Here is a 17863-nt window from a genome sequence, read left to right as displayed (position 1 = left end):
AAGCGCTCGCGGGCGCCGGCGGTGAAACCGACCGGGATCGTGGACTTGACGACCATGACCGCGTCCGGGTTGGTCGCGATGACGTCGGCGATGACCCCTTCGACGGAGGAGGTGTCGAAGTAGTTGGTCTGCGGGTCGTAGTCGGTGGGCGTGGCGATGACGACGAACTCGGCGTCGGCGTAGGCCCGGTCCTTGTCGAGGGTGAAGGTCAGGTCGAGCTCCCGGTGGGACAGGAAGTCGATGATCTCCTCGTCGTGGATCGGGCTGCGACCCTGCTGCAGCATCGCGACGCGGTCTGCGTCGATGTCGAAGCTGACGACCTGGTGGTGCTGCGCGAGCAGGACGGCCATGGACAGGCCGACATAGCCCGTGCCGACGACGGTGATCTTGCTGGTCACGTGGTCCTCGAGTGATCGGGGGCGGGCTGGCTTCGGCGCATTATGACCAAGCCAAGCAGACATCCGTTGAACAGGTGGGCGCGGACCGTTGATTCCCGACGACAGGGGGCGTTGGATGGGTCACATGAGCCTTACGCACAAGAACGACACGGAGACGATGCGGCGCCTGATCGCCGACCCGGGCACCTGGGTCGTCGTCGGCCTGAGCAACAACACCGACCGCGATGCCCACCGGGTCGCGCGGTGGCTCAAGCACGAGATGCACAAGGCGATCATCCCGGTGCACCACGAGGCCGAGGTCGTCGACGGCGACCAGGGCTACGCGACGATCTCCGACATCCCCGACGGCGACGTCAAGGTCGTCGACCTCTTCGTCAACTCCAGCGAGGTCGGCGCGCTCGTCGACGAGGTCATCGCCAACAAGGACCGGCTGCAGATCGACGCCGTGTGGATGCAGCTCGGGGTCGAGGACCCTGCGGCCGCCGACCGGGCGCGCGAGGCAGGCCTGCTGGTCGTCATGGACACCTGCCCCAAGATCGAGTGGCGCCAGCTGCGCAACGAGGGCGCCTCGCGCTGAGCCACCTCCGCTGAGCCACCCGGAGGGGGAGCGTCAGGCGCCGGCCACCTGCCGGCGCAAGCGCTCCCCCTTCGCGTGCGCCTGGGCACCGAGGTCGGCCGCGAAGCGGCCGAGCGCCTCCCGCAGGCGGGCGGCCTCCTCCCCTTCGCCCGCCGCGAGGATCCGCACGGCCATGAGGCCGGCATTGCGGGCTCCGCCGACGGCCATGGTCGCGACCGGGATGCCGGCCGGCATCTGCACGATCGACAGCAGCGAGTCCATGCCGTCGAGGTGCTTCAGGGGAACGGGCACCCCGACGACCGGCAGCGTCGTCACGGAGGCGAGCATCCCGGGCAGGTGAGCCGCTCCCCCGGCGCCGGCGATGATGACCTGCAGGCCGCGGTCGGCCGCGCCGCGGCCGTACTCGATCATCTCGGTGGGCATCCGGTGCGCCGAGACCACGTCGGCCTCGAAGGGGATGTCGAAGTCCTGCAGCACGGCCGCGGCTGCCTCCATCGTCGGCCAGTCGCTGTCGCTGCCCATGACGAGTCCGACGCGGGGGCCGGTGTCGGTGGTGCTCATTCGTCGATCACTCCCTGGATGTAGTCGGCCGCGTGCCGGGCCCGCTCGCGCAGGTCGGCCAGGTCGCTGCCGCTGACGTTGACGTGGCCGATCTTGCGACCCGGCCGCACGCCCTTGCCGTACAGGTGCACCTTGAGCTCGGGGTCGCGGGCCATGAGGTGCCGGTAGGTCGGGTAGAGGTCGGTCGGCTCACCCCCGAGCACGTTGGCCATGACGGTCCACGGCTCACGGGCCCGCGGTGAGCCGAGCGGCAGGTCGAGCACGGCCCGCAGGTGCTGCTCGAACTGCCCGGTCACGGCACCGTCCATGCTCCAGTGGCCGGAGTTGTGCGGACGCATCGCCAGCTCGTTGACGACGACGGAGCCGTCGGCCAGCTCGAAGAGCTCGACGGCCATGACCCCGGTGACCTCGAGCGCCGCGGCGATGTCGAGACCGACGAGGGTCGCGGCGCGCGCCGCCTCCGGCTCGAGGTCGGGCGCCGGGGCGATGACCTCGGTGCAGATGCCGTCGGTCTGGACCGTCTCGACGACGGGCCAGGCGGCGGCCTGCCCGGAGGGGCTGCGGGCGAGCAGCACCGACAGCTCGCGGACGAAGGGGACCCGCTCCTCCAGCAGGAGGGTCTCGCCCCGCTCGGCAGCGGCGGACAGCCAGTCGCGGACGTCGTCGACGGTGTCGGCGAGCATGACCCCCTTCCCGTCGTACCCACCCCGGGGGGTCTTGACGACGACGGGCCAGCCGACGGCCTCGGCGAAGGTGGTGACCTCCTCCTCGGTGGCGGCCTGCGTCCAGCGAGGGCAGGGCACCCCGGCCTCGGTGAGCGCCCGCCGCATGACGAGCTTGTCCTGCGCGTGCAGCAGCGCCTCAGGGGTGGGGTGGACGGCGACACCGTCGGCGACGAGCGCCTCGATGACCGGCGCCGGCACGTGCTCGTGGTCGAAGGTGATGACGTCGCAGTGGCGGGCGAAGTCCCGGACCGTCTCGACGTCGGTGTGGTCGCCGACCGGGGCGAAGGGGGTGACGAGCGCCGCCGACGCGTCGGGCGCCTCGGCGAGGACGGCGAGCGTGACGCCGAGCTCGGCTGCGGGACCGGCGCACATGCGGGCCAGCTGGCCGCCACCGATGATGCCGACGACCGGGAAGCCGCCGGGGGAACGAAGGGGAGTCGACACGTGCCGAAGGATACGTTGCGCGAATTGGCGGCCGCCACGATTACGCTGCTCGGGATGCCCGACTCTGCCGACACCACCCAGGACGCGCCTGCCCGCGGCGCGTCGACGACCCGTTGGGGTGGCGTGACGCGCTTCGTCGACACCATCTGGCACGAGATCGCGAAGTTCGGGCTCATCGGCGCCATCTCCTTCGTCATCGACCTCGGCGGCATGAACCTGCTGACCCACACGGTCCTCGAGGGCAAGGTGACGACGGCGCGCATCCTGAGCGGTGTCGCCGCGACCCTCTTTGCGTGGTTCGGCAACCGCAGCTGGACCTTCGCCCACCGCCGCTCGCGACCCGTGCACCACGAGGTCACCCTGTTTTTCGTCGTCAACGGGCTCGCGCTGCTCATCTCGACCCTGTGCCTCGTGCTGTCGCACTACGTGCTGGGCTTCGAGTCGCGGCTCGCGGACAACATTGCCACGGTCATCGGCATCGGGCTGGGCACGCTCTTCCGCTTCTGGACCTACCGCCGCTTCGTCTTCGCCAACGAGCCGATGGACGAGGACACCTCTCCCCTGCACCACGAGGACGGGCCCGCGCCCACCGCCTGACCGACGGGCCGCTCCCCCGGCTCAGCGGCTGCCGGGCCCCGAGAGGAAGACGGCGAAGACGGCTGGCTGCGCCTGCACGAGCTCGAGCCGCCCACCATTGCGCTCCGCGAGCTGACGGGCCAGCCCCAGGCCGAGCCCCGAGCCGTGCGACGTGACCGAGCGCTCGAAGATGTGCGGGGCGATGGCCGACGGCACGCCCTCGCCCTCGTCGCGCACCTCGACGACGACCGAGCTGCCCGAGCTACGGGTTTCGATCTCGACCCGACCGGCTCCGTGGTCCAGGGAGTTTTCGATGAGGATCTGCAGGATCTGCGCCAGGTCGACGGGGGCGGCGCGCACCGCAAGCCCGGGCGGCCCGACGACGCGCATGCTCCGGCGGGCGGCGGTGAAGGCCGGCTGGTACTCGCGCTGGAGCCCGGCGAGCACGGAGTCGAGGGAGATCTCGGGCAGCTGGGTCTTTTCCCCCTTCGAGCGGTGGCGCATCGTGTCGACGACCCCGGTGAGGCGCTCGACCTGGGTGACCGCCACGGCCGCCTCGTCCCGGACGACGTCGAGGTCGTCGGTCTGGCCGATCTCCTCCAGACGCATGAGCAGCGCCGTGAGCGGTGTGCGCAGCTGGTGCGACGCGTCGGCAGCGAAGTCACGGTCCATCGCGCGCTGCTGGGCCAGCTCACCGGCGAGGCGGGCCAGGTCGCCCGTCGCGGCGTCGACGTCGCTGAGGTCGACGACCGATCGAGGGAGCGCGCCACCCCCTTCGCGGATGGCGGCGATCTGGTCCCCGATGAAGGCCATGCCCTGCTCCCGGCGACGGTCGACCACCCGCAGCACCGCGAGCGTCGCCCCGCCGGCGAGACCCACGCCGACGGCCGGGGCGATGATGATCCAGGCGAGGAGGTCGAGGCCGAGGACGCGCACCCCCTGCGAGCCGGTCGCGGCGATCGCGACGGCCCCGAGCACGAGGGCCGTGACGATGGCGGCGCCGAGCGTCGCGATCGTCAGCAGTCGACGGACCTGCGCCGAGTAGGTCACGAGTCGAAGCGGAACCCGACACCACGCACCGTGGCGATGTGCCGGGGGTCGGCGACGTCGTCACCGAGCTTGCGACGCAGGACGGAGATGTGCATGTCGAGGGCCTTGGTCGAGCCGTACCACTCGGTCTCCCAGACCTCGCCCATGAGCTGCTCACGGGTGACGACCCGGCCGCTCTCGCGGACGAGGACGCTCAGCACGGCGAACTCCTTGGCGGTGAGCGACAGCTCGTCCCCGTGGAACCACACCCGACGGCTGTCGAGGTCGATCCGGACGGGTCCGCCCGGCTCCGCGCCGTCGTCGCTGCGCCGACGCAGCAGCGCGCGCACGCGCGCCATGAGCTCGGCGAGGCGGAAGGGCTTGGTGACGTAGTCGTCGGCGCCGGCGTCGAGCCCGACGACCGTGTCGACCTCGTCGGCGCGAGCCGTCAGGACGAGCACCGGCACGTCCGACCCCGTGGCCCGCAGCCGGCGGCAGACCTCGAGACCGTCGAGGGTGGGCAGGCCGAGGTCGAGGACCAGCAGGTCAGGCGGCGTACCGAGCGCGGAGTCGAGGGCTTCGCGCCCGTCCTCGTGGACCGTGACCTCGTATCCCTCACGGACGAGGGCCCGGGCCAGCGGGTCGGAGATCGCAGCATCGTCCTCGGCCAGCAGCACTCGCGTCATGGTCGGATCATAGGAAGAGATCGTCAGACGTGCGCGGTGACGTCGCTCGAGCGACGCACACCGGTGACTCGCACGAGGCGGCTCGGGACGACCTCACCGATGCCGCGCAGGGAGCGGCGCCGCGTCGGGAGCGTCGAAAATCCGCTGAGCGGCTCGAGCAGCCGCGCGAGCGCGTCGTCGACGAAGACCCCGCCGGGTGGCGCCACCGCCGTCAGCCGGCTCGCCCGGTTGACCGTCGTGCCGAAGACATCGCCCAGTCGGCGCACGACCGGCCCGTGGGCCATGCCCACGCGGGCGGAGGGCAGCAGGTCGTCCTCGCTCATCGCCTCGACGAGGTCGAGCGCGATGGCCGCGGCCGGGGCGACGTCGAAGGTCTGGAAGAGCACCTCGTCGCCCACCGTCTTGACGACCCGACCGCCGTGGGCCGTCACGACGTCGGTGCACAGGTCCTCGAAGCGCTGCACCATGCGCGCCAGGTCGCTCTCGGTGAGGCGCCGCACGACCGACGTGAAGTTGACGAGGTCGGCGAAGCCGATGATCGAGGCGCGCGTGCTGTCGTCCTCGACGGTGAGCGAACGCTGGATGGAGGCGGTCAGCTGCCGACGCCACACGTAGAGGACGAGGGGCTCGAGCTCGTCGACGAGCGAGGTCATCCAGGCCGCAGCGGCCTCCGGGTCGCCCTCGGGCACGGCCTCGGACTGCGGGTCGTCCTGCCGCTGCCGGGCGATCTCCTCGTTGACCAGCTGCAGCTGCCACGCGGCGAGTCGGTCCATCGTGCGCGCGATCGCCCGGGTCATCGACAGGGCGAAGTCCTCGGGGGCGATGTCGTCCCGCACCATCTGGGCCACACGGCTCAGGGCCGCGAGGTCGGCCTCGGTGAACATCGCGTCGCCCTCCTGGACGACGGGGAAGCCCATGGCGTGCCAGAACTTGCGGGCCGAGCGGATGGACACACCGGCCCCGCGGGAGACCTCGCGACGGCCCATCGACGCAGGACGGCCGAGCAGCGCCCGCTCGAAGGCCTCGAGGCCCACCTCGTCGGAGGGCTGCCCCACCGGCTTGGAGGGTCGCCCGTGTGCGGCGTCGTACGACAACGGCACCTCCGGGGCGGCAAGGGGGTCAGGTCGGCGGGACGCCAGCAGCACGGACGTGCTGCACGTCACCTGCGGCCACGGTAGCCGAGCCCGCAGGCCCGTCGACGACGAGTCGCCCGTCGTCGTCGACACCCGTCGCCGTCACCCGCTCGAGGGTCCCGTCCGGACGGTGCAGGTCGACCTCGAGACCGAGCGTCACGCAGGCCTCGCGATAGGCGCGGCGGACCCCCTTCGCCCCCGCGTCGTCGGACAGCTCACCGTGGTGCCGGCGGAGGTGGCCGAGCACGGAGGCGGCCAGGTCGGTCCGGTCGACGTCGGCGCCGACGAGACGAAGGGAGGTGGCCGTGCCGACCGGCAGGTCGGCCCGCTCGTGGTGGACGTTGATCCCGATGCCGACGACCACCCCGGTGCCCGCAGGCTGGAGCTGGCAGAGGATCCCGCAGACCTTGCGGTCGTCGTCCCCCGGGACGAGGACGTCGTTGGGCCACTTCAGGTCGGCGGCGACGCCCACCTCCGCCAGCGCGGAGCGGACCGCGAGGCCGGCGACGAGGGGCAGCCAGCCCGGCGAAGGGGTGAGCGGCACGAGCACCGACATGGCCAGCCCGGCGCTCGGGACCTCGTGCCACTCCCGGCCGAGGCGACCGCGCCCGGCGGTCTGCAGCTCGGCGACGACCGGCGACCACACGAGCGCCCGCTCGGCGGCCTCGACATTGGTCGACCCGACGACCGACAGGTGGTGCACCTCGCCCCAGCCCTGTGATGTCGGTAACGCCGTGGCCAGTCGTTGGACGTCGATCGGGGGCAGCATGCCAGCAAGGCTAGGCTGCGCAGCATGTCCCAGAGCACCGAGACCACTGACGCTCAGGCGATCGGTGGCACCGACGTCCCCGACGGCATCGACATCCACACCACGGCCGGCAAGCTCGCCGACCTGAAGCGTCGGGTGGCCGAGGTCGCGAATGCCGGATCCGACCGGGCCATCGAGAAGCAGCACGCGCGCGGCAAGAAGACCGCCCGCGAGCGCATCGCCCTCCTCCTCGACGAGGACAGCTTCGTCGAGATGGACAAGTACGCCCGGCACCGGTCGACCGCCTTCGGCCAGGAGGCCAACCGGCCCTACGGCGACGGCGTCGTCACCGGGTACGGCACGGTCGACGGCCGGCAGGTGGCCGTCTTCGCCCAGGACTTCACCGTCTTCGGCGGGTCGCTCGGCGAGGTCTTCGGCGAGAAGATCACCAAGGTCATGGACTTCGCCATGAAGATCGGCTGCCCGGTCATCGGGCTCAACGACTCCGGTGGCGCGCGCATCCAGGAGGGCGTCGTCTCCCTGGGGCTCTACGGCGAGATCTTCAAGCGCAACGTGCACGCCTCGGGTGTCATCCCGCAGATCTCCCTGATCATGGGCCCCTGCGCCGGCGGTGCCGTCTACTCCCCCGCCGTCACCGACTTCACCGTCATGGTCGACCAGACCTCGCACATGTTCATCACCGGCCCCGACGTCATCAAGACGGTCACCGGTGAGGACGTGGAGTTCGAGGACCTCGGTGGTGCCCGCTCGCACAACACCAAGTCCGGTGTCGCGCACTACATGGGCACCGACGAGGAGGACGCCATCGACTACGTCAAGGCGCTCCTGTCCTACCTGCCGAGCAACAACCTCGAGACGGCGCCGGTCTTCGGCGGCGAGCTCGACCTGACGGTCAACGACACCGACAAGGTGCTCGACACGATCATCCCCGACTCGGCCAACATGCCGTACGACATGAAGCAGGTCATCGAGACCATCGTCGACGACGGCGAGTTCCTCGAGGTGCACCCGCTCTTCGCGCCCAACATCATCTGCGGCTTCGCCCGCGTCGAGGGCCAGTCGATCGGCGTCGTCGCCAACAACCCGATGCAGTTCGCCGGGACGCTCGACATCGACGCCTCGGAGAAGGCGGCACGCTTCGTCCGCACCTGCGACGCCTTCAACGTCCCGGTCCTCACCCTCGTCGACGTCCCGGGCTTCCTGCCCGGCACAGACCAGGAGTGGAACGGCATCATCCGCCGCGGCGCCAAGCTCATCTACGCCTACGCCGAGGCGACGGTCCCGCTCGTCACCGTCATCACCCGCAAGGCCTACGGCGGCGCGTACGACGTCATGGGGTCCAAGCACCTGGGCGCCGACATCAACCTCGCGTGGCCGACCGCCCAGATCGCGGTCATGGGCGCCCAGGGCGCGGTCAACATCCTCTACCGCAAGCAGCTCGCCGCGGCCGAGGCGGAGGGTCGCGACCTCGAGGCGGCGCGCCAGGAGTTCATCACCGCCTACGAGGACGCCCTGGCCAACCCGTACGTCGCGGCCGAGCGCGGCTACATCGACACGGTCATCACGCCGAGCAACACGCGGATGAACGTCTCCAAGGCGCTGCGGGCCCTGCGCACCAAGCGCGAGAGCCTGCCGCCGAAGAAGCACGGGAACATTCCGCTGTGATGGCTTCGCAGGCTCAGCCCGAGACCGCGGCGCCCGAGGCCGTGGTGCCCGCCGGCCCACGCATCGAGGTCCTCGGCGACGCCTCCCCCGAGCAGGTCGCGGCCCTCGTCGCGATCCTCTCCGGGCTCGGCGGTGGCGAGGAGGAGGCCCCGGCGGGTCCCCCTTCGCGCTGGTCCTCCCCCGAGCGCCTCGTCCGGCGCCCGGTGCACCCCTCCCTCGGCGGGTGGGCCGCCTCCGGCCTCCCCCGCTGACCCACAGCCCTCCAGCGGTTGAAATACACCCCGCGTGTTCAGACACGCGGGGTGTATTTCATTCGTCAGCCCCGATGGTCACCCAGCCGCTCGCAGGCTGAGCAGGCGGTGTGCCTCGACGATCTGGTCGAGGAAGGCGTCGGGATCGAGACGCAGCCCGAGCAGGGGGACGCGCAGGATCATGTCGCTGCGCATCGCGATGTCGTTCTGGCGCAACATGTCCTCGACGGGTGAGGCACCCTCTAGATGGTGCCGCCCGTCGACCTCGACGACGAGGCCGATCTTCCAGCGGACATCGAGGTAGTAGCGGCCGCCACGCCCGTCGACCACGACCTGTCGCTCCGGTGACGGCACACCCCGGGCCCGGCACAGGGCCGCGAGGTCGAGCTCCCCGAGCGCCTGGGCGCCGTCGACGATGTCGTCGATGAGCCGGGCGACGAGGGCACGACGCCGCCGACCCACGTACCACTGACGGGCCTCCTTCAGGTGCTCGCCGGTGACGATGCGCTGCTGGACCGGCATCACCAGGAACAGTGCCGCCTGGCGATCGGTGACGGCCCACTGCGCCGCGCGGAGGGCGGCCAGTGCAGGTCGGGTCCGTGGCAAGCCGGTCGGCATGTCGTCGTCGCACAGTCTGCGCGCGACCTTGTGCACCTCCACGCCTTCGACGTCCGGAGCCCTTTTCAGCTTGTGCACCGAGACGTGCACGATTTCGTCGTCCAGCCCCCGCAATCCTGCGGCCTGCAAGGCGCTCACCCCGTCGACGAGGGCACCACCGCCCACCTCGTGGACCGCTCGCCAACGCAGGCCGCTCGGATCGATCGGCCCGCAGTGAGTCACCACCGACCGGGTGCCGCACCGGGCCCACCTACGATCGCGAACGAGCCTCGCCACGACGTCGCGGTGCAGGCCGAACTCCGTCGTCTGGCGCCGGCTCAACACTCCCCCGGAGTCGAGGGCGGCTGCCTCGACTCGAGTCACCTTCGCCAGCGTCGATGCTCTCAACATGGCGTACAGGCTGGATCGGACATCGCCGCCGGACGACTCACCCAGCCGGGCTGTGGATGAGGTCAGCCCTTCCGTCCCGGATGTGGACAGCGGTTGGAATACACCTCGCGTGTTCGGACACGCGGGGTGTATTCCAACCCGCGCGTGCGGAGCGAAGGGGGCGACGTAGGCTCAGCGGGTGCGTGAGCCCCGCGTCCTGAGTGTCAACATCGGCCGCCCCGTGCTGCAGCGAGTGCCGAAGGGGAGGCCCACCGGTATCGCCAAGGGCCCCGTCGACGTCATCAGCGTCGCCGACCCCGGGCCGAAGCGCGTCGAGGACGGCGCCGGGGTCTCCGGGGTCACCGGCGACCACATCGGGGACGGGCGGCACCACGGCGGGAGCGACCAGGCGGTCTACGCCTTCGCCCGCGAGGAGCTCGACGCCTGGGCCACGACCCTGGGCCGAGAGCTGCCCGACGGCATGTTCGGGGAAAACCTCACGACGACCGGGCTCGACGTCGACGCGAGCGAGGTCGGCGACGTCTGGCACGTCGGGACCGCCGTGCTCGAGGTGCGCGGACCCCGGGTGCCGTGCGCGACCTTCGCCGAGCGCCTGGGCGAGCGCGGCTGGGTCAAGCGGTTCGCCGCGCACGGGCGCAGCGGGGTCTACCTCCAGGTCAACCAGCCCGGCCAGATCCGGCCGGGCGACTCCATCACCGTGACACCGTCGGGCTCGGCGCTCGACGTGCCGACCCTGCTGCGCGCCTTCCTCGGGGACCCCGACGCCGCGCGGGCCGCCCTCGACTCCGGCGCGCTCGCCGAGCACCGCGCCGCCGAGCTCGCCGCGACGGCCGGGCGGGGCTGACCCCCTTCGGCCCACTGCTGGGACAGATCCTCGTACTGTGGCCCCACCGACAGGACGACCGGCAGGGGGACGGACGATGAGGACGACGACGATGGCCGGGGCTGCGGCCCTGGCGCTGGCGCTGAGCGCGTGCAGCTTGCTGCCCGGAAGCGGGAGTGACGGACTCACCAGCGGTGACGACTACTCGGTGACCGGCGCCCTGGCCGAGGTGCCGCTCGTCACCGGGGACGACATCTCGGTGGCCACCGCAGACCTCGTCCGGGCGACCGAGATCAACGGCGTCGACCGACCCGCCACGTTCGACCCCAAGGCCATCTTCGCGTGGGAGGCCAGCCTTGACGGACGGCCGTTCTCCGGGACGGGTGACGACCGGGACTACGGCACGGTCCACGCCGCACCGCCCCAGGTCGGCCGGAATTCGCTGGGCAGCAAGCACACGGAGTTCGAGGAGCTCGCCGGGTGGACGACCCTCGACGTCGACTCCTACGTCGAGGTCCGCGCTCCGCACGACGTCACCGTCCTGACCGGGGCCTTCGACGACGACACCCTCGCGGACCTGCCCGAGGTGGAGCCCGGCGTGCGGACCATCGGCGAGGGTCCCGACCGGAAGCAGGACCTGGAGAAGGTGACACCAGTCAGCCCCGTGGGCTGGCCGATGCGGACGTCGGTCGAGGACGGCAATCTCGCCATCTCCCCGAGCACCGAGACCGTGCAGAGCTGGCGCGAGGGCCCGGACTCGTCGATGGCCGACCACCCCGCCCTCGGCCCCATCGCGACCGCCCTCGACGAGGAGGACGTCGTCTCGGCCCGCCTCGAGGCGGGCGACTTCAGGTCAGCGGGCCTCCAGGGCTCCGAGGCCGAACCCCTCGCCGACCACCCCTTCGACGGGGTGGGCGTCGGCTGGGGTGCGCAGGACGGCGAGCCGCGCGTCGTCGTCAGCTACCACTTCGCCGACGACGACGCCGCGTCGGCCGCGGTCGAGCCCCTGCGCGAGGTCTTCGACGCTCCTACCGTCGCCGAGGACCTCGTCATCGAGGAGATCTCAGCCGACGGGTCGCTCGTCACCGCGCGCCTGTCGACCGTCAAGGCCAACTCGCAGCACTCGGTGGCCGCACGACTGCAGCGCCGTGACGCGCCCTTCTACCTCCCCGCCCGCTGAGCGAGCACACGCTCAGAAGAGCGACAGCGGCTCGTCCTCCGTCTCGGCGGGGGCGCTGGCGGGCCCGGCCGACGCATCCTGCGTCGCACGACCCGACCCCGCGCCGGGGATGCCGGGGCCGGGGTCGGGGGCGGCGCCCTTCGACCAGGCCACGGCGGCGCTGGTGGCCAGCCGGTCGGCGTGCTCGTTGAGCTCGTGACCCGCGTGCCCCTTGACCCACTCGAAGGTCACCCGGCGCCCCTGCATCGCCGCGTCCAGAGCCTGCATGATCTCGACGTTGAGGACCGGCTTGCCGTCCTTCTTGCGCCAGCCCTTGGCCTTCCACCCCGGCATCCACGCGGTGATCGAGTTGATGACGTACTTGCTGTCGCAGATGACGTGCAGGTCGTCGTCGAGGTGCGCGGTCTGCTGGAGCAGGTCGAGCACGGCGGTCAGCTCGCCCATGTTGTTGGTCCCGTGCGGCCACCCGCCGCGGGCCCAGCGCTCCTCGTCGATGTACCAGCCCCAGCCGGCGGGCCCCGGGTTGCCGAGTGCGGATCCGTCTGCGGCTGCGGTGATCGTCATGCCCGCAGTCCTATCAAATGCGGGCGAGGACCTCGCCGTGCACCACGACGAACCACCCGTCGGGCGCGTCGGTCCACGCCCGCCACCCCTCGACGACCTCGTCGACGTCCGTCTCGCCTCCGAGGCCCTGCCCGAGCACCTCGTCGTGGAAGCGCGACTCGCGAGCCCGCCGCTGCCACTGCCCGCCCCACCACCGACGGGCCTCGTCGTCGGCATAGCACCAGACCGAGGCGCCGGCGGTGACGTCCGTCAGCCCCGCGGCCCGGCACCACCCGAGCAGGTGGCGCCCGGCGTCCGGCTGCGTCCCCGTGCCGCGCGCAGCCGCCCGGTACAGGTCGAGCCACCGGCTCAGCCCGGGGTGCGCCGGCGCCCAGGTCATCGCCTCGTAGTCCGCGTCCCGCGCCGCGACGAGGCCACCTGGGCGGGTCACCCGTGCCATCTCCCGGAGCAGGCCCACCGGGTCGCCGACGTGCTGCAGGACCTGGTGGGCGTGGACGACGTCGAAGGAGTCGTCAGCGAAGGGCAGCGCCATGGCGTCCGCCACCTCGAAGCGGGTCCCGACGTCACCCGCGTCGACCGCCGCCTGCCGCGCCAGCCCCACGACCGCCTCCGAGGCGTCGACGCCGACGACCTCGCCGGGGGCGACCCGCTGCGCGAGGTCGAGCGTGATCGAGCCCGGACCGCACCCGATGTCGAGCACCCGCATGCCGGGTCGCAGGTGGGGGGCGAGGTAGGCCGCTGAGGTCTCGACGGTCCGCGCCGCGTGCGCGGCGACGACGGACTCGGCGTGCCCGTGCAGGTAGCGCGTCATCCACCGATCGTGGCACCGGCCGGGCGGCCCGCCACCCCGGCGACGGATGCCGAGACGGACGAAGGGGGGCGACAATGACCGCGTGGACCTCGCCCTCACCCTCCTCGCCGTGGCCGTCGCCTCGCTGGTCGTCCACGGCATCGCGTCGAGGCTGGGCGCGCTCGCCCCACTCCTGCTCCTCGCCGCCGGCGCGGCAGCGTCCTTCGTGCCCGTCGTCCCCGACGTCACCCTCTCGCCGGAGGTCGTGCTCGTCGGGCTGCTCCCGCCGCTGCTCTACGCGACGGCGATCTCCACCTCGCTGATCGACCTCAAGGCGCAGCGGGTGGCCATCGCCGGTCTCTCGGTGGGGCTCGTGCTCTTCACGGCGCTCGGCGTCGCCGTCGTCGCGAGCGCGCTGCTGCCGATCGACTTCGCGCTCGCCTTCGCGCTGGGCGCGATCGTCGCCCCGCCGGACGCCGTGGCCGCAACCGCGGTCGCCCGCAGCATCGGGCTCCCCCGCAGGGTCGTCACCCTCCTCGAGGGCGAGTCGCTGCTCAACGACGCCACGGCCCTCGTCTCGCTGCGCACCGCGCTCGCCGCGGCCGGTCTGGCTGCGGGCCACGGCAGCCACGCGGTCATCGACATCTCGGTCGGGTCGGTGACGCTCGATTTCCTGCGGGCTGCGCTCGGCGGCGCGATCATCGGCTTCGTCGCCTACAAGCTCATCGCGCTCGTGCGACGTCGGATCCACGAGCCGGTCGCGGACACGACGGTGAGCTTTGCCGCCCCCTTCGTCGCCTACCTGCCCGCCGAGCTGATGCACTCCTCCGGCGTCATCGCCGTGGTCACCACCGGTCTCCTGCTCGGCCACCGCTCCCCCGTCCTGCAGGACGCACGGTCACGCCTGTCGGAGCGGTCCAACTGGGCGAGCATCCAGTTCATCCTCGAAAACGCGGTCTTCCTCGTCATCGGCCTGCAGCTGGCCAGCCTCGTCGACGACGTCCGCGGGTCCCACCTCGGGCTGGGGCGGACCCTGCTCGTCGGGCTCGCGGTGCTCGTCACCGTGCTCGTGCTGCGCCCGCTGTGGGTCTTCCCCTTCCGGGCCCTGCGCTCGCTCGTCTCGACGCGGGAGCGCGAGGTCCTCTCCCCGCGCAGCGAAGGGGTCGTCGTCAGCTGGGCGGGGATGCGCGGGGTCGTGACGCTGGCCGCTGCACTGCTGCTGCCGCCGGAGACACCGCACCGCCCCACGCTCGTGCTCATCGCCATGGTCGTGACGATCGGGACGCTCCTGCTCCAGGGCACGACGCTGCCGACGCTCTCGCGTGCCCTCGGGGTGCGCGGACCCGACCCGCGGGAGGACGCCCTGCAGGAGGCCACCGTCATCCAGGCCGCGGTCGGGGCCGGGCTGCGACGTCTCGACGAGCTGCCCGACCACGACGACGGCGCCGTCGAGCGGCTGCAGCAGCAGGCCCGGATGCGGGTCAACCGGGTCTGGGAGCGGCTCGGCCGGGGCGACGCGGAGTCGCCGAGCGATGCCTACCGTCGCCTGCGGCTGCCGATGCTCGAGGCCGAGCGCACCGAGCTGCTGCGCATCCGGGATGCCGGCCTCGTCGACCACGAGGTCCTCGGCGAGGTCCTCGCGGCGCTCGACGTCGAGGAGTCGACACTCGTGTCGATCGGTGACCGGGCCGACGCGGTGCGCGACGCTCCGCTGCGCGCGCCCGAGCGGATCACCGGCGAGTGCGAGCACCAGGCCCGTCTGCCCGAGTGCATCGCGCCGCGCGACGCCGAGGGCTGCGAGGAGTGCCTCGCCGACGGTCTGACCTGGCTGCACCTGCGGGTCTGCCTCAGCTGCGGGCACGTCGGCTGCTGCGACTCCTCGCACGGGCACGCCACCGCGCACTTCGAGCAGAGCGGTCACCCGGTCATGCGGTCGCTCGAGCCCGGCGAGGCGTGGCGGTGGTGCTTCGTCGACGGCACCCTCGTCTGAGCGCGCTCGCCCGGACAGCGAGGTAACGTCGCCTCGGTGACCACCGAGCAGCCCCGCCCGCAGACGACGATCGACCGCATCGCCGAGGCGCACCTCGACGCCGAGGTGGAGCTCTCCCCGCTCACCGCGACCTACCTCGGGCTGCCCGGCCACGAGAGTGAGATCGACGACCTCTCCCCCGACGGTCTCGCCGCCGCATCACGGCTGCGGCGGCGCACCCTCGCCGCGCTCGACGAGGCCGCCCCCGTCGACGACGTCGACCGGGTGACCCTCGAGGCGATGCGCGAGCGCCTCGGACTGGCCGAGGAGGTGCACGCCGCCGGCCTGGACCTGCAGGAGATCAACGTCATCGCGTCGCCGATGCAGGCCGTCCGCGATGTCTTCGACATCATGGCGACCGCGACGCCCGACGACTGGTCGACGATCGCGACCCGACTCACCCGCGTGCCCGCCGCCCTCGAGCAGTGGACCGCCTCCCTCACCGCCGCCGCGACGAAGGGGGACATCGCCCCCCTTCGGCAGTACGAGCGGTGCATCGAGCAGTGCACCGACCTCACGGCACCCGACGGGTACTTCGCCGGCCTCGCCGACGGGGCTCGGCTCGACGGCGGGGCGCCGCTGCCCGAGTCCGTCGCCACCGACCTGCGCCGCGCCGCCGAGAGCGCCGCGCAGGCCTACCGCGACCTCGCCACGCGACTGCAGCCCTTGCGCGACAAGGCTCCCCGGTCCGACGCCTGCGGTCGCGAGACCTACCAGCTCCACTCGAGGTCTTTCCTCGGCGCGACCATCGACCTCGAGGAGACCTACGCCTGGGGCCAGGAGGAGCTCGCCCGGATCACCGCCCAGATGGATGATGTCGCCCAGCAGGTCCGCCCCGGCGCGAGCGTCAAGGAGGCCGTCGCCGCCCTCGACGCCGACCCGCGCTACCAGCTCCACGGCACCGCGGCCCTGCAGGAGTGGATGCAGCGCACCGCGGACGAGGCCATCGACCTGCTCGCGCCGCACCTGGACATCCCCGAGCCGGTGCGCACCATCGAGTGCCGCATCGCGCCGACCGAGACCGGGGGCATCTACTACACGGGGCCGAGCGACGACTTCTCCCGCCCCGGCCGCATGTGGTGGTCGGTGCCCAGAGGGGTCACGGACTTCGGCACCTGGCGCGAGCTGACGACCGTCTACCACGAGGGTGTGCCCGGCCACCACCTCCAGGTCGGCCAGACGGTGCACCGCAAGGAGCTGCTCAACCGCTGGCGTCGACTGGCCTCGTGGACCTCCGGTCACGGCGAGGGGTGGGCCCTCTACGCCGAGTGGCTCATGGCCGAGCTCGGGCACATGGACGACCCCGGCAACCGGATGGGTCTGCTCGACGGGCAGTCGCTGCGCGCGGCCCGCGTCGTCCTCGACATCGGCGTGCACTGCGGCTTCGAGGCGCCGGCCGAGGTCGGCGGCGGCGTCTGGACCTACGACAAGGCCTGGGACTTCCTCTCCGCGCACGCCAACATGGACGAGGGCTTCCTGCGCTTCGAGCTGGACCGCTACCTCGGCTGGCCGGGCCAGGCGCCGAGCTACAAGATCGGTGAGCGGCTGTGGCTGCAGCTGCGCGCCGAGACCGAGCGCCGCCAGGGCGCCGACTTCGACCTGCGTGACTTCCACCGCCGCGCGCTCGACGTGGGCAGCGTCGGGCTCGACACCCTGCACACCGCGCTGCTCGACCTGGGATGAGTACTCGTGCCTGCGCTGCGGGCACCGGGCAGACCTACCATCGGAGGGTGAAGCTCACCAGGGGGTCCCTCGTCGTCGCCGTCTGCGTGGCTGCCACAGCCTGCTCACCGGGTGGGTCCGAGCCCACCGACACCGGCCCCGACACGGTCACCGTCACCTTTTCGAGCTCGACGAGCAATGCGCCGAGCACGACGACGATCACCCCGTCGGGAGGCTCGACGCAGAGCGACACTCCCCCCGCCTCGCCCTCACCCGGCCAGCCGGCACCCACGTCCACCCGCGGTGCGCCCGACACGACCGCGGCCCCCGCCACCGACGACGACCGGTCGCTCCCCCGCGGCACGAGAGCCTACGCCGACGGCTTCGTCCGGGCCTGGGGCGCCGGCGACCGGGACAAGGCCGGTCGCTACGCCACCAGTGCGACGGTGTCCGACCTCTTCGGCGTCTCGGCCCTGGGCGGCACGTCGTGGCAGCGGCGCAGCAGCACCGTCGAGGGGGCGCGGACCCGGGTGCGCTACAGCAACTCCTCCGGTCGCTCGCTCGCGGTCCTCGTCGACGAGGCCGCGGCCTCATCCGGCAGAGAGCACGCGGTCGTGGGCGCCGACCTCAGCCCGGCACCCACGAGCACGCCCACCGAGACACCCACCGACGCCGTCGGGCTGCCCCGGTCGGTCACCGACTACGCCGACGCCATGATCCGGGCCTGGGGCAAGGACGACCCGAGCGCCTGGGACTACTCGACCGACGAGGTCATGCGCACCCTGTACGACGACTGGGGCACCGGCGGCCCGCGCTGGGCTCGAGTCTCGAGCACCGCGTCGACGGTCACCTACCGCAACAAGGGCGGGGGCACCCTGGTGCTCACGCTCGACGGCGGTCGGGTCGCCGACGGGCTGACCGACGCGATCACCGGTGCCGCCTTCTCCTGACCTCCGCAGGGGATGGCGAAGGGGGTGGCACCGGCCGGTGCCA

At 72.1% G+C, this 17863-nt stretch carries 18 protein-coding genes and 1 pseudogene; 9 read left to right on the top strand and 10 right to left on the bottom strand.

Going from position 1 to position 17863, the window contains the following annotated elements:
* Window positions 1-398: pseudogene (locus tag AB4Y78_RS11965) on the bottom strand (UDP-glucose 6-dehydrogenase); the annotation flags it as partial.
* A gap of 124 nt (window positions 399-522) precedes the next feature.
* Here AB4Y78_RS11965 and AB4Y78_RS11960 point away from each other — a divergent pair.
* Window positions 523-975, top strand: coding sequence for a CoA-binding protein (locus AB4Y78_RS11960; protein WP_441715590.1), 453 nt, complete (start codon window positions 523-525; stop codon window positions 973-975).
* Window positions 976-1008: 33 nt separating this feature from the next.
* On the opposite strand, the gene purE is transcribed toward AB4Y78_RS11960, so the two are convergent.
* A complete protein-coding gene (gene purE / locus AB4Y78_RS11955) occupies window positions 1009-1536 on the bottom strand; it encodes a 5-(carboxyamino)imidazole ribonucleotide mutase (RefSeq protein ID WP_259909475.1) in 528 nt (175 codons plus the stop codon).
* Window positions 1533-2705 carry a 5-(carboxyamino)imidazole ribonucleotide synthase gene (locus AB4Y78_RS11950; protein ID WP_259909474.1) on the bottom strand — a complete coding sequence of 391 codons (1173 nt, stop codon included), beginning with the start codon at window positions 2703-2705 and terminating at the stop codon, window positions 1533-1535. The genes purE and AB4Y78_RS11950 overlap by 4 nt, the downstream gene beginning before the upstream one ends.
* Before the next feature lie 54 nt (window positions 2706-2759).
* On the opposite strand from AB4Y78_RS11950, the gene AB4Y78_RS11945 reads away from it, so the two are divergent.
* Complete coding sequence (locus tag AB4Y78_RS11945; protein ID WP_007927398.1) at window positions 2760-3302, top strand: GtrA family protein; 543 nt, start codon at window positions 2760-2762, stop codon at window positions 3300-3302.
* Window positions 3303-3323: 21 nt separating this feature from the next.
* Here the strand turns inward: AB4Y78_RS11945 and AB4Y78_RS11940 are convergent, their stop codons facing one another.
* From AB4Y78_RS11940 to AB4Y78_RS11925, 4 genes are all read right to left on the bottom strand, one after another.
* Window positions 3324-4331: a sensor histidine kinase gene (locus AB4Y78_RS11940; RefSeq protein WP_259909473.1), complete on the bottom strand. Its 1008-nt coding sequence runs from the start codon at window positions 4329-4331 to the stop codon at window positions 3324-3326.
* A complete protein-coding gene (locus AB4Y78_RS11935; RefSeq protein WP_007927394.1) occupies window positions 4328-4996 on the bottom strand; it encodes a response regulator transcription factor in 669 nt (222 codons plus the stop codon). Before AB4Y78_RS11935 ends, AB4Y78_RS11940 begins: the two co-directional genes overlap by 4 nt.
* Before the next feature lie 23 nt (window positions 4997-5019).
* Entirely contained in the window at window positions 5020-6051 is a 1032-nt protein-coding gene (locus AB4Y78_RS11930; RefSeq protein WP_238148053.1) for an adenylate/guanylate cyclase domain-containing protein, read from the bottom strand.
* Between the two features lie 64 nt (window positions 6052-6115).
* On the bottom strand, window positions 6116-6898 hold the full coding sequence (locus AB4Y78_RS11925) for a biotin--[acetyl-CoA-carboxylase] ligase (RefSeq protein WP_441715588.1): 783 nt from the start codon (window positions 6896-6898) through the stop codon (window positions 6116-6118).
* Window positions 6899-6922: 24 nt separating this feature from the next.
* Here AB4Y78_RS11925 and AB4Y78_RS11920 point away from each other — a divergent pair, with 24 nt between their 5' ends.
* Together AB4Y78_RS11920 and AB4Y78_RS11915 are read left to right on the top strand one after the other, a co-directional pair.
* On the top strand, window positions 6923-8563 hold the full coding sequence (locus AB4Y78_RS11920) for an acyl-CoA carboxylase subunit beta (protein ID WP_007927389.1): 1641 nt from the start codon (window positions 6923-6925) through the stop codon (window positions 8561-8563).
* Complete coding sequence (locus AB4Y78_RS11915; RefSeq protein ID WP_007927388.1) at window positions 8563-8814, top strand: acyl-CoA carboxylase subunit epsilon; 252 nt, start codon at window positions 8563-8565, stop codon at window positions 8812-8814. The genes AB4Y78_RS11920 and AB4Y78_RS11915 overlap by 1 nt, the downstream gene beginning before the upstream one ends.
* Before the next feature lie 78 nt (window positions 8815-8892).
* Here AB4Y78_RS11915 and AB4Y78_RS11910 read toward each other — a convergent pair whose 3' ends face one another.
* On the bottom strand, window positions 8893-9474 hold the full coding sequence (locus AB4Y78_RS11910) for a hypothetical protein (RefSeq protein WP_441715587.1): 582 nt from the start codon (window positions 9472-9474) through the stop codon (window positions 8893-8895).
* Window positions 9475-10000: 526 nt separating this feature from the next.
* Here AB4Y78_RS11910 and AB4Y78_RS11905 point away from each other — a divergent pair.
* Both AB4Y78_RS11905 and AB4Y78_RS11900 read left to right on the top strand, forming a co-directional pair.
* Window positions 10001-10666, top strand: a complete 666-nt coding sequence (locus tag AB4Y78_RS11905; protein ID WP_441715586.1) for an MOSC domain-containing protein — start codon at window positions 10001-10003, stop codon at window positions 10664-10666.
* A gap of 76 nt (window positions 10667-10742) precedes the next feature.
* Entirely contained in the window at window positions 10743-11825 is a 1083-nt protein-coding gene (locus tag AB4Y78_RS11900; protein ID WP_441715585.1) for a hypothetical protein, read from the top strand.
* Between the two features lie 12 nt (window positions 11826-11837).
* On the opposite strand, the gene AB4Y78_RS11895 is transcribed toward AB4Y78_RS11900, so the two are convergent.
* Both AB4Y78_RS11895 and AB4Y78_RS11890 read right to left on the bottom strand, forming a co-directional pair.
* Window positions 11838-12389: a ribonuclease H family protein gene (locus tag AB4Y78_RS11895; protein ID WP_306467118.1), complete on the bottom strand. Its 552-nt coding sequence runs from the start codon at window positions 12387-12389 to the stop codon at window positions 11838-11840.
* A gap of 13 nt (window positions 12390-12402) precedes the next feature.
* Window positions 12403-13200: a methyltransferase domain-containing protein gene (locus AB4Y78_RS11890; protein WP_007927384.1), complete on the bottom strand. Its 798-nt coding sequence runs from the start codon at window positions 13198-13200 to the stop codon at window positions 12403-12405.
* Between the two features lie 82 nt (window positions 13201-13282).
* On the opposite strand from AB4Y78_RS11890, the gene AB4Y78_RS11885 reads away from it, so the two are divergent.
* The 3 genes from AB4Y78_RS11885 to AB4Y78_RS11875 are packed head-to-tail and all read left to right on the top strand — an operon-like array spanning window position 13283 to window position 17820.
* Complete coding sequence (locus AB4Y78_RS11885) at window positions 13283-15169, top strand: Na+/H+ antiporter (protein ID WP_441715584.1); 1887 nt, start codon at window positions 13283-13285, stop codon at window positions 15167-15169.
* A gap of 36 nt (window positions 15170-15205) precedes the next feature.
* Entirely contained in the window at window positions 15206-16891 is a 1686-nt protein-coding gene (locus tag AB4Y78_RS11880; protein ID WP_441715582.1) for a DUF885 domain-containing protein, read from the top strand.
* 47 nt (window positions 16892-16938) lie between these two features.
* The gene (locus tag AB4Y78_RS11875; protein ID WP_441715580.1) at window positions 16939-17820 is read left to right on the top strand and encodes a hypothetical protein; all 882 of its coding nucleotides are present in this window, start codon (window positions 16939-16941) and stop codon (window positions 17818-17820) included.
* The last annotated feature ends 43 nt before the right edge of the window (window positions 17821-17863 follow it).

Source organism: Janibacter sp. RAF52 (assembly GCF_052114035.1).
Lineage (GTDB): Bacteria > Actinomycetota > Actinomycetes > Actinomycetales > Dermatophilaceae > Janibacter > Janibacter hoylei.
Note: the sequence above shows the minus strand (reverse complement) of the source record. Positions and strands in the feature narration are given on the sequence as shown.